The sequence below is a fragment of the Parapedobacter composti genome, assembly GCF_900112315.1.
In the GTDB taxonomy this organism is placed as follows: Bacteria; Bacteroidota; Bacteroidia; order Sphingobacteriales; family Sphingobacteriaceae; genus Parapedobacter; species Parapedobacter composti.
In genome coordinates, this window is the sequence record NZ_FOLL01000001.1 from 356,505 (window position 1) to 371,721 (window position 15,217).

Genomic DNA, 15,217 nt, shown 5'->3' on the forward strand with positions numbered 1-15,217 from the left:
CAGATAGTTTATGATTAAATACCACTGGTTATTGGTTACATGGCTAAGCTTGTTCGCATCCGTATCTGCACAGGCTGATTACGGCAGCAAGCTGCCCGAGCAGGCAGCGGTGCTGCAACAGCTTCGGCGAGCCAATAATTATTTCATGGAAAAATGGCCCGACGCGGGCAAAACCATTGTTACCAACCGTGAACGTCCGGCCAATATCTGGACAAGGGCCGTATATTATGAAGGATTGATGGCTCTTTACACGATCGATGCCGACAAACGGTATTTTGACTATGCCATTCAATGGGGAGAAAAGCACCACTGGCAGCCTGCATGGGCACCTATTACGCGGGATGCCGATAACCAATGTTGCGGGCAGACCTACATCGACCTCTATCGCATAGCCAGGAATCCGCTATATATCCGCTCCATCAAAGATAACATGGACCGTATGCTGGAAAGCGATCGGGTGGACGACTGGGACTGGATTGACGCATTGCAGATGGCTATGCCTGTTTTTGCCAAATTGGGGGTGACTCTCCGCGATACGCGTTATTTCGACCGGATGTACGCGATGTACGCGCATGCAAAGTACCGTGAAGGCGGAAACGGTCTGTATAATCCCGAAGACAAGCTATGGTGGCGCGACAAGGATTTTATACCGCCTTACACAGAACCCAACGGTGAAGACTGCTATTGGTCGCGAGGAAATGGGTGGGTGGTGGCTGCCTTGGTACGTGTATTGGATGAATTGCCGGATACCGACCCTCACTACGATGAATACCTGCAGGATTTGAAAGATATGCTCTCGGCGTTGGTGCCCTTGCAGCGGGCGGATGGGTTTTGGAACGTGAGTCTGCACGATCCCAGCCATTACGGCGGGAAAGAGGCGACGGGGACAGCGCTTTTTACTTACGGAATGGCCTGGGCATTAAACAAGGAGCTGGTAGAACGTGAGGTGTACCTGCCGATTGTTGCCAAAGCATGGAATGCGCTGGTAAATGAGTCTCTTCATGAAAACGGCTTTCTGGGTTATGTACAAGGGACCGGTAAGGAACCCAAAGACGGTCAACCGGTGACGTATACAAGCATGCCCGATTTCGAAGATTATGGGCTTGGGTGTTTCCTGTTGGCGGGTACGGAAGTATATCAATTAAGTTGCAGCCCCGATGCAGCCGATTGAGACCTGTGTTAGACCCGGAATCGTTTGCGTAGATTTAGTTTCTGATTTCAGTTTATTGTATATGGTTGTTAATCAGATTTTTGTCTTAATGGTGCGTACAGATGCAACAGGATGCAACAGGATGCTGGATTCTTTTAAACAAATATTATTGTATCCGCTAACCGCTGAACTGATGAGCGGATTTAACTATATAAAATACTTATTGAAGATTATAAACTTTAGATTAAGTCACAGATGTTATTTTGTCGTTTAGTAAAACGGGATGTTTTAAAGAAATTTAGCGTGCTATTGATTTTGTTGGGCAGCGGTTGGAAATGCATTGCGCAGGATGAAGACCTGGTTGTCGTACGGCGTGTTGCCGACTACTTACTTAGCCAGGCGGCCTTCGGGTTTGTCGATGAGGGCGGCCGCGTATATGCAAAAGCCAGCGATATCCCCGAGGGAATTGAGGCGGCATTTCAGACGAGTTACGGCGCCTGGCACTATACCAACGGGGTAATTAACATGGCCATGTTGCAACTGGCCGATTTTACCGGTGATCAAAAGTATGCGCAGTATGCTCTGGATCACGTCGCTTTTGGATTTGATAATTATAGACATTTTCAACGCATTTTTAAAAACGACCGCCCACATCACCGGTTTCCATTCGGGCAATTGTGGACGATGCAGGAATTGGACGATTTCGGGGCAATGAGCGCCAGTATTCTGGAAGTCTATAAGCATGCCCCGCGTGAGGAGTATAAGACATATCTTGAAAACGGCATCAAACGGTTAACTTATGGGCAGGACCGGTTGGCTGATGGCACACTGGTGCGTACCTTTCCCGTGGATAAGACGTTATGGGCGGATGACCTGTACATGAGCGTGCCTTTTTTGGCGCGTATGGCAGCGTTTACGGGCAATGAGCGGTACTGGGATGATGCCGTCAACCAAGTGCTGAATTTTGATAAGTATCTATGGCACGATGGCAAGGAACTGTACTACCATTGCTACTATTCGCCGTATAAACGGAATGGCGTAGCCCACTGGGGTCGTAGCAACGGTTGGATCGTGCTCGCCCAGCTGCACCTGCTGGACAGGCTGCCTGCCCAGCATCCACACCGCGATGACATCATCGAGAATTTGCAGAAGCAATTGGTGGGGCTTTCCCGTTATCAGGATGCCGAAGGCTTATGGCACCAATTGCTGGATAAGCCCGATTCATATGCCGAAGCCTCTGCGTCGGCCATGTTTATCCAAGGGTTTGCCAAGGCTGTCAATGAAGGGTGGTTGGACGAAAATTATGCCTCCGTAGCCTTGGTGGGATGGGAAGGATTTAAAAAGCACTTCATCACCGAGGACGGACAGGTAAAGGATATCTGTATAGGTACTGGCATAGCAGACGATCTGCGGTTTTATTATACCCGTCCCGCCCGTGCCAATGAAAAACACGGCGTAGGGTCGGTCATTGATGCGGGGATTGAAATCGTCAAGCTCAAACAGAAACTGAAAAAAGACCAATGATTGCAGGAAAGATGATGCGAAGTGGGCTGGTGTTGGTCGCATTGCTCGTCAGCGCTGCAGCGCTGGCCCAAACGACGGGCGATTACCGTGCCGGATTTACCCAAACGGGAAATGCGTTTTCGTTCCAGACGACAACAGCTGCCGTGAGGCTGGAATTCTGCGATGCCGGCATGTTCCGCGTCCGTACTTCCTGGGACGGCACCTTTGAGCCGGAAGAACACCTCATGGTGGTCAAATACCAATGGGAGCCCGTAAATGTACAGGTCAGTGAGGAGGCGAACCGCTTCCTGCTCACAACAGACTCGTTACGTGTTCTACTGGCCAAGACGCCGTTCAGCCTGCGAGTTTATGATCGGGCGGGCAAATTGCTGTTGGCGGATACTTTGAATGGAGCCCGTCGCAGCGGCGACTCGGTCAGCGTGACCAAGCGCTTGCAGGCCGACGAGCATTTCTTCGGCTTTGGCGAGCGCATGGATTTCATAGATCAGCGCAATAAGCAATTACGGCTCAATGTAGGGCGCGGAAAGGGCCGCCCGCATGAAATCGGAGCATATAACATCTTGGAAGCCAACTATTCGCCCATACCGTTTTTCATGAGTACGCGGGGATACGGGGTTTTCCTGCATAACTCGTATGAGACGTTTTGGGATATGGGGCTGGGGCAGGGCGATGCGTATACCTTCGGCGCCGTCAACGGCGAGCTGGATTATTACGTGATCCAGGGACCCAAGTTCAAAGACATCATGGCGCGCTACATCGCGCTCACCGGCCGCTCGCCCTTGCTCCCCCGTTTCGCACTGGGGCTCCATGCGGGAACCTACAGCGGCGGCACGTGGGGACATGAGCACCTCACGTCAGACCAGTATGTGATTGCGCTGGCACGCAAATTCCGCGAACTGGGTATTCCTGTTGATTTGCTTTGGCTGGACTCCACCTGGCGTATCTTTGGTACCCAGGGGGGTAAAGGAGCTACCTCGTTTGAATGGCGCGAAACATTCAGCAACCCGCAAGCGATGTTTGACAGCCTCTATGCGATGAACTACAGCATGGTAGGGCTGCACCTCCGACCAAGATTTGACAACGGCAAGACGATGAACCTGCTCGACCGGGCACGTGCTGAAGGATACGTTTACCCCGAGCCGGATGAGTATGGCGAAGAAAAGGGCGAGTTTGTCAATTTCTTTGATGATGCGTCGGTAAACTGGTGGTGGGAAAACGGTGTGAAGAAGCTGGCGGATACCGGGGCCATGTTTCTCAAAACCGATGAGGGCAGTGCCTTCGGCGGAAAAGCCAATGAAAGCGACAAAACTGGTCCGACGGACAAAAAGGCGCAGCAACTGCACAACGTGTTTCCGATAGCTTATGCGAAAGCGCCTTATGAGAAGTTTCAACAGCACAACGGCATCCGCGGACTGAACCATACGCGTGAGGGATATGCGGGCATACAGCGTTATCCATTTATTTTTGCGGGCGACTGGCCCAGCGAATGGCAGTATTTCCTGCCCGTCATCAAAGCCGGCATCAATATTGGCCTGTCGGGCGTGGGCTATTGGACGCATTGTATGGGCGGTTTTGAGCATCCGGCCGATCCGGAGCTGTACATACGCTGGGTGCAGTTTGGTATGTTCAGTCCCATCGCGATGGTGTTCGGCATGGATCACCCGGGTTATAAGGAGCCCTGGAATTACGGTGATGATGCGCTCCGGAATTTTGTCAAGTACGATAGTTTGCGGTATCGTCTTATCCCCTACCTGTACAGCCATGCGTATGAATTATACCGCACCGGCACGCCGCTGATGCGTGCGCTGGCGTGGGACTACCAGGACGACCCGAATGGGTATGACATCGGCGACCAATACCTGTTCGGGGAAAACTTAATGGTGTGCCCGGTGGTGACCAAGGATGCAAAGACGCGGACGGTATACCTGCCCCAAGGCGTGTGGTATGACTACTGGACGGGAAAGCGTTATGACGGCAGGCAATACATCCACGTAACCACCCCGTTGGATACCCTACCTATTTTCGCAAAAGCGGGAGCCATCATCCCCATGCAGACACCCCGGCAATTTATGGAGGAAAAACCGGTAGATACCATAACGCTCGATATTTTCTTAGGTAACGGTAAGTTTATGCTTTATGACGACGATGGCCGTTCGCTCGATTATCAGAAGGGCGGATATGCACTTACCCCTATTGCCACCCAATGGGATGGAAGCCGCTTAACGCTGACGGTTGGGGAACCAGAAGGAAACTACCGGGTTGGCGCACGGCAGTATGTGGCAAATGTAAGAACAAAGGAACGGCCGAAAGCGGTACGGGTGGAGGGCCGGGAAGCTGATTGGCATTATGATGATACAGCAGGGGCGGTGCAGGTACGGATAGCCGATACCGATCGGCAAATACGGACCATGGATATGGTTTTTTAGACGAAACTCATTGATCGGGATGACAAAGATAGCGTTCAAAATGAAATTGATGCGAGGCTGCAAGGAAGAATACCAGAAGCGGCATGACGCGATTTGGCCGGAATTGGCTGCCTTATTGCGGGAAAGCGGAATCAGTGATTACACCATCTTTCTGGACGAAGAGACCAATACGCTGTTTGCCGTCCAACGGCAGGGCGATGGAGCACAGTCGTCTCAGGAACTGGGAAATCATCCCATTGTGCAGCGCTGGTGGGCTTACATGGCAGATATTATGGAAACAAATGCCGATAATTCGCCGGTGAGCAAACCGTTGATACCGGTATTTCACCTGGATTGATAAACCGAAATATTACCTGTTATGAAGAAGTGGTTGATGGTTGTTGGCATGTGGGGGATATTGGGTGCCCAAGCCGGTTGGGGGCAGACGGATCCCTGGCCTTCGGTGGGCAATGAAGCTAAACCGTGGGCACGCTGGTGGTGGATGGGGAATGCGATCAATGAGCAGACCATTACGCAGCTGATGGGGGAATACGCGGATGTGGGTTTCGGTGGATTGGAAATTGCGCCGATATACGGTGCAAAGGGCTATGAACAGCAATACCTGCCTTACCTTTCGCCTGATTGGATGGCCATGTTGCGCCATGCGGTGAAGCGGGGAGACAGCCTCGGATTGGGCATCGACCTGACTGTAGGTACGGGGTGGCCTTTTGGCGGCCCCCAAGTGCGGCTGGAAGATGCGGCAACACGCGTGGTGTACCGGACATTCGAGGTGCAGGCCGGCATGCCCTTTACGAAGAAGATTGTGCCCGAAGACCCCAAGCAACTGTCGGCCCCCTTACTGTCGCTCACCGCTTATGACGAACGAGGCCATGCAAAGGTGATTACCAATCGGGTAGCCGCTGACGGCACCTTGAAGTGGCAGCCCACCAACGGGCGGTGGACGCTATATGCCGTATTCGAAGGCAAAACCTTCCAGCGTGTGAAACGCGCCGCTCCGGGGGGCGAGGGATATACGCTTAACCATTTTTCGCGAGATGCACTGAACCGTTACCTGTCTCGCTTTGACAGTGCCTTTCATCGGAAACCCCAAGGTATCCGGGCCTTTTACAACGATAGTTATGAAGTGTATGGTGCCGATTGGTCAGCAGATTTCTTTACGGAGTTTAAAAAAAGGCGGGGGTATGACCTTCGGTTGCAGGTGCGGGAACTGTTTTCGGGCGATACCACGGCCAACACCAGCCGCGTGAAGTCCGATTACCGGGAAACCATGGCGGAGCTGCTGCTTGAGCAATTTACGGTGCCTTGGACACAATGGGCGCACCGTTATGGGAGCGCAACAAAAAACCAGGCACATGGATCTCCGGGAAACCTGCTGGACCTGTATGCGGCAGTAGACATTCCGGAAGCGGAAACATTCGGGTCAAGCTTTTTCCCAATCCCCGGCCTGCGCCGAGATAGCGCCGATGTACGCAATGTAGATCCCGATCCGGTGATGATGAAATTTGCCTCTTCGGCGGCAAATGTTACCGGCAAGCGGCTCGCTTCATCCGAAACGTTCACGTGGCTGACCGAGCATTTTAAGACTTCTCTGGCGCAATGCAAGCCCGAAGTGGAACAGTGCTTTCTCGCAGGGATAAACCATGTTTTTTACCACGGAGTCACCTACTCGCCGGAGGAGGCAGGATGGCCCGGTTGGCTGTTTTACGCATCAGTCAATTTTGTGCCGAATAACAGTTGGTGGCCCCATCTGGATGGCCTTAACGGCTACATTACTCGTGTACAATCCGTTTTGCAGTCGGGCAAATCCGATAATGAATTGCTGATGTACTGGCCGGTTTATGACAATTGGGATGATGCCGATGGCCGGATGATGACATTCACCGTGCACCATATTGACCGCTGGCTCCAACCAACGCCGTTTTACGAAAATCTGCAGCTGTTGCACAGGCACGGCTATGCTGTTGATTTCATTTCCGATAACCTGCTGGCCGCGGCCACGGTGAGCAACGGGCGTATTCGTACATCACCAGACGGCACGCCGTATAAAGCCCTGGTGGTACCGGTGACGCGACGGATGCCGGAAGAAACGTTGCGTAAACTCATCAACCTTGCCCGGCAGGGAGCAACCATTGTGCTGCAAGCCGTGCCGGAAGACATTCCGGGGCTTGGAAATTATACCAAGCGTCACACAACGTTCAAAAAGACGGTGGCGGCCCTGCCCGGCAGCGGTGCCGTGATATCGCCGGATGTGGTAAGCGCGTTACAAACCCAGGACATCCACGGGGAACCACTGGCCGCTCATGGGCTTGGCTTCATCCGCCGCAACGCAGCGGACGGCACGTATTACTATGTGGTCAATCACCAATCCAATGCCGTGGATGCGTATATCCCGTTGTTGGCCGCCGGCAACGGCATGGCCTTAATGCTGGACCCGCAGAGCGGTGCTTTCGGTAAGACTCCCTGTGTGGCGATGAACGGGCATTATGGTGTCCGTATACAACTGCGGCCCGGCGAAGCCGTCATTGTGAAAGTTGGTGCGGAAACCGGAGGAGCGGTGCCTGATTGGGATTATCTCGGGCAGAAGCTTGACGAGATTCCGTTAGCCAACCCCTGGCAGCTCGAATTTGAAAATGGCGGTCCAGAATTACCTAAGTCATTGCGGATGGATACCTTACAACTGTGGACCCGCAATCCGGATGAAGTGTACCAGACGTTCAGTGGAATGGCATCTTACAGCACCACCGTCACCGTAGATAAAACGGCGGATCCTGCGCTATACGTGCTTGAGTTGGAGAAAGTGCATGAGAGCGCGCGCGTCTATATCAATGAACAGGAAGCCGGTCTGGTCTGGAGTCTGCCATATCGCCTCCGGATAGGACACCTGCTGAAACCGGGGGAAAATTCCGTCCGCATTGAAGTGGCTAATCTCATGGCCAACCGCATCCGGGATATGGACAGGAAGGGGATGGAGTGGCGGCGTTACCACGAGATAAATTTCGTAAACATTGACTATAAACCGTTTGACGCGGCGGACTGGCTTATTCAGCCTTCGGGTTTGGCAGGGCCCGCCAGGATAATTCGCTATAAAAGCGAATAAATTGACGTAAATATCAGTTAAACCCCTTATCTTAATCCGCTAAAATGCAAAAGGGGATGACGTATGAAACCTGTATCCATGTTTGAGTACATCCATATCAATGAGTATTCCGCTACACCGAAATACCTGCAATTGGCAAATGCGGTAATTGGCGCCATTGAAGCGGGAAAAATACAGAAAGGGGATATGATGCCGTCTATCAACGAGCTTAGCTATGTGCTGGAGATATCGCGTGATACGGCCGAAAAGGGGTATAAGCACCTCAAGCAATTAGGGGTGTTAGGTTCTGTGCCGGGTAAAGGGTACTACATTACCAATGCCGATTTCAAACAGAAATTGCAGATAGTATTGTTTTTCAATAAATTGAGTGCCCATAAGAAGATTGTGTATGATTCGTTCGTGGAAGCGATCGGGAGCGATGTAGCCGTTGATTTTTATATATATAATAATGATTTGTCATTGTTCAAGAAGCTATTCCAGAACCTCAAGCAGGAATATACACATTATGTCATCATTCCTCACTTTATTGAAGGCCAGGATAAAGCTGCTGAGCTGATTAATACTATTCCAAAAGATAAGTTGGTGCTGCTTGATAAACTGGTGCCGGGTATTGATGGCGAATATGCAGCTGTTTATGAAGATTTTGAACGGGACATCTATGAGGCGTTGGAAGGCGCCAGGGAGCAGTTAAGCAAATACCACACGTTGAAGCTTGTTTTTCCTGACAAGAGTTATTTCCCCAAGGGTATCATCAAAGGGTTTTACCGTTTTTGCCAACAGTATGCGTTCAACCATTTACTGGTTGGTGACGTTATGGAGGAACCGATAGCTGAAGGAGAAGCCTATATCAATCTGATGGAAGACGATCTGGTAAAACTGCTGGACAGGGTGATCTCACTCAAATTGAGCATAGGGAGCCAAGTAGGAATTATTTCCTATAATGAAACTCCCCTGAAAAAATTTATTCTGAATGGTATCACCACAATATCGACAGATTTTCAGCGCATGGGTGCATTAGCGGCCCAGCTTATTCTCGATAATGCTAAGCGGCATGAAAAACTGCCTTTTTACCTGACGCTCCGGCCTTCGGTTTAGTAAGAGCAGCCGGTGGTCAGCGCTTGGCTGCCGGAGCCAACGGGAACTGATCCATAATGCCCGACACCACTTCAGGCAGTTTGTTGATGGCCCGTTCCGGATCTCTTGCTTCCCCTGAGCCGCGCGCTTGCCAGATGACCTTGTTGGAGCGGCGGTCTTTCGCTTCGATGATAATGTGGCTGGCGCGATAGCGTTCTTCTCCTACCGGACGGTTCCATCCCCATCCCCAACCCCATCCCCAACCAGGACCCCACATCCAGGGATGATAACCCCACATACCCCAAGGGCCCATTCCGCCGTATATGGGTCGCTTCTTGTTGTTCACAATAGCGATGTACCGGAAGAGCAAATCCGGCTGGTTCTTGGTATAAGTTAATCCACGGGCTTCCAATTCGCGGTTTGCTGTTTCGAGGATATTGGCCTCCGCAATATCGTTATCGAAATACGATTTAGACAATGAGTCTACGGGCGGCAGCCACCCATAGGTGCGGTATTGAGAGAAATCCGCACTTTGTATCTTAGTGGTATGGTACCGGTATGCCGAACAAGACGCCAGTGCTACCGCAAGCGGAATAACATATAATAATAACCTTCTCATGGTTCGATGCCCTCCTATAGTCAGTTTATCCATTAGACGGACCCGAACGGCCAAGGTTTAATCCGTTCATGGAGCTAATACGGATACCGTGCCACCAGCGGCATGCTTCTACCCGTTCCGAAGGCTTTGCTGCTCACACGCAGTATCGGCGGGGCCTGGAAGCGCTTGAATTCCGCTTTATTGACCATATCCAAAACCCGCTTTACCAGGGATTCGTCGAATCCGAGCGACACGATTTGTGCGGCGCTTTTTTCATTTTCGATATACTGGAAAAGCACGGCATCCAACAGTTCATATTCCGGTAGGGAGTCGCTGTCTTGCTGTCCGGGCCGCAGCTCTGCTGACGGTGGTTTGATGATGGTATGTTGAGGGATAACAGGTTTGTCGCGATTAAGGTATCCGGCCAGTTTATAGACCTGTGTTTTATAGATATCACCGATGACGCCCAGTGCGCCAGCCATGTCGCCATATAAGGTGCCATAACCTACCGCTGCTTCGCTTTTGTTAGAGGTATTGAGCAAGATGTAACCCCGTTTGTTGGCGAACGCCATAAGCAGCGTTCCCCGGACGCGGGCTTGGATATTCTCTTCCGTAACATCGGGCGGCAGCCCTTGGAAGGCTGGTGCAAGGCTGATGTTGAAGGCATCGGCGATGGATTGGATGGGGACGATTTCATGGCGGCATCCGGTATTCCGGACCAGTTCCAGCGCGTCTGTGATGGAGTGGTCGCTGGAATAAGCCGATGGCATGAGCACAGCCATTACATTCTCCGCGCCCAATGCCTCACAGGCGAGCGCTGCCACCACCGCGGAGTCTATGCCTCCGGATAATCCTACAACGGCTTTTTTGAAGCCCGATTTGCTGAAGTAATCGCGGATGCCCAGCAGCAATGCCTGATGGATGAGCGGTGTGTCCAGTGGAGGCTGCACCGTGTATGTCTCATGTAGCGGCGTGACAGTGCCACCCCCCAGTTCGTAATATTTTAAGTCTTCCGCAAAGGAGGCCATCATGTCTACGCATCCGCCGGACGCGTCGAGCACGATGGAGCGTCCATCGAATATGATATCGGTATGCGCGCCTACGTGGTTGAGGTACAGGAGCGGGGTTTGGGTTTGCCGGGCATGCGTAACCAGCACTTCCATGCGTTCACGCAAGTGGTTATACGAAAATGGAGACGCGGCGATGTTGATAATGACATCCGGATTTTCTTCGCGTAATGCATCCATCGGGTTCCTGCGGTACAGTTTCGGAGAAGCGATGTTCCAAAGGTCCTCACAAATGGTGAGCGCTACGGTATGCCCCCGGTAACGGACGCATCCGAAAGTGTCGGCCGGCTGGAAGTACCGGTATTCATCGAACACGTCATAATCCGGCAGCAAACCCTTGTGCACTATCCGCTGCACGGTACCCTCCGCGATGAACAATGCCGCATTGAACAGCGGTTTCCCTTGGCCGGTGGTATTGCGGACGGGTGCCCCGATGATACAGGCGATGCCGTGGCAATGGGCTGCGATTTCGGCGATGGATGTCTCGCATTGATTTAGGAAGGCATCGGATCGCAACAGATCTTTTGCCGGATAGCCGCCGATAGCCAATTCCGCGAAAACCACCATGTCGGCGCCACGATCTTTAGCTTGCTGTATGGCTCCGGTGATGGCTGAAGTGTTGTATTCAAAATTACCGATATGGTAGTTGAGCTGTGCTAAGGCAATGATCATGTAGCGTGTTTATCGTAGAACCAAAGGTCAGAAAAAGATTCCGAAGTTGAAAGCCACATACGAGTTGCGGGGCTCGCCTTGTCTAAGCGTCCGCGTAAAACCATTGTTGAATGTCAGTCCGGTCATCATGACCAGGTTATGGTCGAGCTGCCATTCCACACCTCCTCCGATTTGCAGGGCCAGACGGAAAAGGTCGGCATTGCTGCCCATTGAGCTGCGCGAAGCTGCCGCAGGCAATTTTTCCTTGGCGTTAAGCTTAAGGCCGCCCGAAAAACCGAACTGCCCATAATAGCTCCGGAAATACCGCATCGTACTTTTCAGCTTGAGCGTTACGGGAATCTCAGCATATTGAATGCGGTAATCCGCGTTGATATACGTGTTCGTCGCACTGGATAGCGGATCGGGGTACTTAGCCGCACTGTTCAGGGTATTGATTATTAATCCCGTTGAAAAATAGTAATTTTCCGTAAATGCAAAATCGGCCAGCAAGCCGTAGGCGTAACCGAACTTGGGGGTGCTTTCATACCCTTCGCTATCGCCATACCGCATCCACCCCATGTTAGGGGCAAGCGTGATGCCCAGTGATATGGGTTTGTATTGATAGACGGAACTGTAGTAGTCCTGCGCAGCAACCCGTAACGTGGGCAAGGTTAGGAGCAGCAGGGTAAAAAAGGGGAGAAAAGTCGCTCGTTTTTGCATATATGTATACCTGTCGATGTAAATTCTACCAAACCGTCAAAATCCGTAACTTCGTTGCGGCTAATGAATCAACAATGAAACTCAAAACCCGTAGTTCGCAAAGTTATCTCTTTTTTTTTATAGTCACCTTGATTTCCTGCAGGAGTGAACAACGTGTGGATGTAAGCCATATCGGTTTGGAGGTCAGTATCGAGCGTTTCGATAAGGCGCTGGATAGCCTGCAACCGGATAACATCATTCAAAAGAACCGGGAATGGCTCCGTCATTACGGTTTTTTCTATGTGGATTACATGAAACATATGCTGGAGGCTGGGAGTCCTGGCGACAGCGTACAGCTTGCTGCGGTATTGAAGGAAGTTATTGCTACCGACGACTATAAGGCATTGAAGTCAAGTGTTTACGCGACTTTCCCGGACTTGGCGGTACAGGAAGCTGGTCTTACGGATGCGTTCAGGCACCTGAAATATTATTTTCCCGATATTGATGTTCCCCGGTTTATCGCGTTTTTCTCGGGTTTCGCTGTTCAGACCCCGATTGGGCAGGATTATATAGGCATCGGCTTGGACATGTTTTTGGGCGCGGATGCTGGATTTTATCCGGCATTGCGGGAGAGCATTCCCCATTACATCTCCCGCAGATTCACGCCGGAAAATATTGTGCCCAGGGTAGTGGAGGGATTTATCCGGGAAGAACTGTATCCGCAGGACGAGCTGGATGTGAGCCTGCTGCAGCACATGATATACCACGGGAAAGTACTGCATATAATGGATAGGGTGATGCCCGACATGGCAGACAGCCTGAAAATCGGTTACACCAGTCAACAGTGGGAGTGGGCCAATCGCTTCGAGCGCGACATATGGGCATGGTTTCTTCAGGAAAAGCTATTGTATGAGGCAGACTACAATCGAATACAGAAATACCTGGGCGAAGCCCCTTTCACGCCGGAACTGGGTGAGCGGAATGAATCCGCACCTAAACTCGGCGTTTTTATTGGATGGAATATCGTCAACAAATACATGGATCGGCATCCGGAAACCACATTACAGCAGTTGTTGACGATTGCCGATGCCCAGACCGTGCTGGACGGCTCGCGCTACCGGGGGAAATAAAACGGACAACGCGTTTTACTCGTCTTTCACTTCCACTTCGAAATCAAGAGACGTGAACGGAGGCATTGACGATGAGCCGGATAATCCGTATGCATGCGTGCTCGGGGTAAAAAATCTGATTTTCCCGCCTTTGTTTACCAAGGGGACAATTTTCGGCCAGGCGGAAATGACGCCGCCCGCGAGGCTAAATCTGGAATCGGTACCCGAATCAATGACGTTTCCGACAGGGTTTTTAAGCGTGTAGTTAACTGTAACCGTGGAGTCGGCAGTAATGGCATCGCCTTCCCCCTGTTCGATGATACGGTAATAGATATTGTCTTCCTGTTTGGTGAAGTCTTCAATATTCAAACCGGCATCCGTAATCATTCGCTGGATAACACCGTCTTCATAATCTTCAAAGTTGTCATATACAGTCACTACGTAATCCAGTGATGCGTTGGGTGGGATGCCCTGCGAAGGAACGCCGTTACGCCCATACATAAGCCGGGAAGGTACAATGATACGAATCTTGCCATTGGTATGTTGCAATACTTCGCGGATTACTTCCTTGAAATCGCCCGTGCGTTCCACCGTAGGCGTGCCGGCATAAGATGAACCAAATGGGAAATAGCCAAAAAAATCAGCGTAACGGTTGCTGCTGGTCAGTGTATCGGCAGCGTTGTACGAGCCGTCCAGGCTTTTAACGGTATATACTACCGGATACCGCTTCCTATAGTCTATGGGATTACCGGTACCCGCGTCCAATACCTGATAAAACAAATCAGTTTCCTTGTATTGGTGCACCTGTCCGGTTAGGTTGTTTTTCTCGATATATTCGCGGATATTTTTGTTGTCCAGCTCCTCAAAGGAGTAATATTCCTTATCGCTGCAACCGATGATGAATGCGGTTGCAGCGATAGCGGTAGTTAAGATACCAGATGTTGTTTTGGTCATTTGTTGAGTAACGTAAAAAACTGATTAATCAGCATCGGGAGCTTCGATAGCGACCACTTCGATTTCATAGTACATGGGCGAATTGGCCGGAACACTTCCAACACTTTGGTTTCCGTAAATATAAAAAGAAGGAGAAACAATCCGGATGACAGAACCAGCTGTTAATCCCTCCTCCGTCAGGCCTCCGGAATTTGCAAATTTAATAGGTTCATCCAACAACTCGCCGTCTTCGTCATAAAGTATCTCTTCGGGGAGGAAGGCAAATTGCCAGGCCGCTGGCACATTACCCAGCGATTTTTTATCGCCCCCGTCATCATCGTTTGATTCGACTACAACGTCGGTTTCAACGAGTGTTCCCGTATAGATTACGGTAATATCAGGGGCTTCTATCACTCTGTTGCTAGGGTTGTTTGGGTTCGATACCAATTTATACTGATAAGCTCCGTCACCGGGGGCTACCACTTCATACCATATTCCCGTTTCCTCATGGAATCGCGGATTACCCAAATTCGCTTCAGCATAGGCTCTAACGATAGGCCGCTCCAGTTCAAACTGCGCCGCTGGGTCAAACTGATCGCCATCTTTAATACAAGAAGACAACCCCATCGCTACGGCGAATCCCAAAACCAGTGTGTTTAATTTTTTCATCTCTTTAGTTGTTTCAACCCGCAAAATGCAAAGTTATTTAAATAAATCAATTAATTAGCTCCTTAACACTATTTAACAAGCAGCTATTTAACAAGCAGTGTGCGAACAATGTTTGTTTTTGCTGTTAATACTGTGTAATAAAGATAAACGTTTTTTCGAGCGTATTGCTACACGTAGGTATAAATTCCTTCACGATTTAAGCTTTTTCGGTGTGGGGAGC

Annotated in this window: 12 protein-coding genes; 7 read left to right on the forward strand and 5 right to left on the reverse strand. The window is 50.8% G+C overall.

The window, feature by feature from the left end; all coding sequences use genetic code 11:
* Positions 1 to 10: 10 nt before the first annotated feature.
* From BM030_RS01255 to BM030_RS01280, 6 genes are all read left to right on the forward strand, one after another.
* The gene (locus BM030_RS01255) at positions 11 to 1,171 is read left to right on the forward strand and encodes a glycoside hydrolase family 88/105 protein (protein ID WP_170845594.1); all 1,161 of its coding nucleotides are present in this window, start codon (positions 11 to 13) and stop codon (positions 1,169 to 1,171) included.
* A 282-nt stretch (positions 1,172 to 1,453) separates the two neighbouring features.
* The gene (locus BM030_RS01260) at positions 1,454 to 2,674 is read left to right on the forward strand and encodes a glycoside hydrolase family 88/105 protein (RefSeq protein WP_211657489.1); all 1,221 of its coding nucleotides are present in this window, start codon (positions 1,454 to 1,456) and stop codon (positions 2,672 to 2,674) included.
* The gene (locus tag BM030_RS01265) at positions 2,671 to 5,100 is read left to right on the forward strand and encodes a glycoside hydrolase family 31 protein (protein WP_244518595.1); all 2,430 of its coding nucleotides are present in this window, start codon (positions 2,671 to 2,673) and stop codon (positions 5,098 to 5,100) included. The genes BM030_RS01260 and BM030_RS01265 overlap by 4 nt, the downstream gene beginning before the upstream one ends.
* A gap of 19 nt (positions 5,101 to 5,119) precedes the next feature.
* Positions 5,120 to 5,437 carry an L-rhamnose mutarotase gene (gene rhaM, locus BM030_RS01270; protein ID WP_090970261.1) on the forward strand — a complete coding sequence of 106 codons (318 nt, stop codon included), beginning with the start codon at positions 5,120 to 5,122 and terminating at the stop codon, positions 5,435 to 5,437.
* 21 nt (positions 5,438 to 5,458) lie between these two features.
* The gene (locus BM030_RS01275; RefSeq protein WP_244518597.1) at positions 5,459 to 8,197 is read left to right on the forward strand and encodes a glycosyl hydrolase; all 2,739 of its coding nucleotides are present in this window, start codon (positions 5,459 to 5,461) and stop codon (positions 8,195 to 8,197) included.
* Between the two features lie 63 nt (positions 8,198 to 8,260).
* Positions 8,261 to 9,292, forward strand: coding sequence for a GntR family transcriptional regulator (locus tag BM030_RS01280; protein ID WP_090970263.1), 1,032 nt, complete (start codon positions 8,261 to 8,263; stop codon positions 9,290 to 9,292).
* Between the two features lie 16 nt (positions 9,293 to 9,308).
* Here the strand turns inward: BM030_RS01280 and BM030_RS01285 are convergent, their stop codons facing one another.
* The 3 genes from BM030_RS01285 to BM030_RS01295 all read right to left on the reverse strand — a co-directional run bounded on the left by BM030_RS01285 (position 9,309) and on the right by BM030_RS01295 (position 12,307).
* Positions 9,309 to 9,890: a DUF4136 domain-containing protein gene (locus BM030_RS01285; protein ID WP_090970266.1), complete on the reverse strand. Its 582-nt coding sequence runs from the start codon at positions 9,888 to 9,890 to the stop codon at positions 9,309 to 9,311.
* Positions 9,891 to 9,964: 74 nt separating this feature from the next.
* Entirely contained in the window at positions 9,965 to 11,608 is a 1,644-nt protein-coding gene (locus BM030_RS01290; protein WP_090970268.1) for an NAD+ synthase, read from the reverse strand.
* A gap of 27 nt (positions 11,609 to 11,635) precedes the next feature.
* Entirely contained in the window at positions 11,636 to 12,307 is a 672-nt protein-coding gene (locus BM030_RS01295; RefSeq protein ID WP_090970270.1) for an outer membrane beta-barrel protein, read from the reverse strand.
* A 74-nt stretch (positions 12,308 to 12,381) separates the two neighbouring features.
* Between BM030_RS01295 and gldB the strand changes: the two genes are divergently transcribed.
* Complete coding sequence (gene gldB / locus BM030_RS01300; protein WP_090970957.1) at positions 12,382 to 13,416, forward strand: gliding motility lipoprotein GldB; 1,035 nt, start codon at positions 12,382 to 12,384, stop codon at positions 13,414 to 13,416.
* Positions 13,417 to 13,431: 15 nt separating this feature from the next.
* Here gldB and BM030_RS01305 read toward each other — a convergent pair whose 3' ends face one another.
* Together BM030_RS01305 and BM030_RS01310 are read right to left on the reverse strand one after the other, a co-directional pair.
* The gene (locus BM030_RS01305; RefSeq protein WP_090970272.1) at positions 13,432 to 14,349 is read right to left on the reverse strand and encodes an FKBP-type peptidyl-prolyl cis-trans isomerase; all 918 of its coding nucleotides are present in this window, start codon (positions 14,347 to 14,349) and stop codon (positions 13,432 to 13,434) included.
* 24 nt (positions 14,350 to 14,373) lie between these two features.
* Positions 14,374 to 14,997 (reverse strand): FKBP-type peptidyl-prolyl cis-trans isomerase, encoded by a 624-nt coding sequence (locus BM030_RS01310; RefSeq protein WP_090970274.1) that lies wholly within the window; start codon positions 14,995 to 14,997, stop codon positions 14,374 to 14,376.
* Positions 14,998 to 15,217: the final 220 nt, after the last annotated feature.

Excerpts from the sequence above, each read along its gene's own strand:
- BM030_RS01255 (WP_170845594.1), top strand. The coding sequence starts at position 11 with ATGATTAAATACCACTGGTTATTGGTTACATGGCTAAGCTTGTTCGCA.
- BM030_RS01265 (WP_244518595.1), top strand. The coding sequence starts at position 2,671 with ATGATTGCAGGAAAGATGATGCGAAGTGGGCTGGTGTTGGTCGCATTG.
- rhaM (WP_090970261.1), top strand. The coding sequence starts at position 5,120 with ATGACAAAGATAGCGTTCAAAATGAAATTGATGCGAGGCTGCAAGGAA.
- BM030_RS01275 (WP_244518597.1), top strand. The coding sequence starts at position 5,459 with ATGAAGAAGTGGTTGATGGTTGTTGGCATGTGGGGGATATTGGGTGCC.
- BM030_RS01280 (WP_090970263.1), top strand. The coding sequence starts at position 8,261 with ATGAAACCTGTATCCATGTTTGAGTACATCCATATCAATGAGTATTCC.
- BM030_RS01285 (WP_090970266.1), bottom strand. The coding sequence starts at position 9,890 with ATGAGAAGGTTATTATTATATGTTATTCCGCTTGCGGTAGCACTGGCG.
- BM030_RS01290 (WP_090970268.1), bottom strand. The coding sequence starts at position 11,608 with ATGATCATTGCCTTAGCACAGCTCAACTACCATATCGGTAATTTTGAA.
- BM030_RS01295 (WP_090970270.1), bottom strand. The coding sequence starts at position 12,307 with ATGCAAAAACGAGCGACTTTTCTCCCCTTTTTTACCCTGCTGCTCCTA.
- gldB (WP_090970957.1), top strand. The coding sequence starts at position 12,382 with ATGAAACTCAAAACCCGTAGTTCGCAAAGTTATCTCTTTTTTTTTATA.
- BM030_RS01305 (WP_090970272.1), bottom strand. The coding sequence starts at position 14,349 with ATGACCAAAACAACATCTGGTATCTTAACTACCGCTATCGCTGCAACC.
- BM030_RS01310 (WP_090970274.1), bottom strand. The coding sequence starts at position 14,997 with ATGAAAAAATTAAACACACTGGTTTTGGGATTCGCCGTAGCGATGGGG.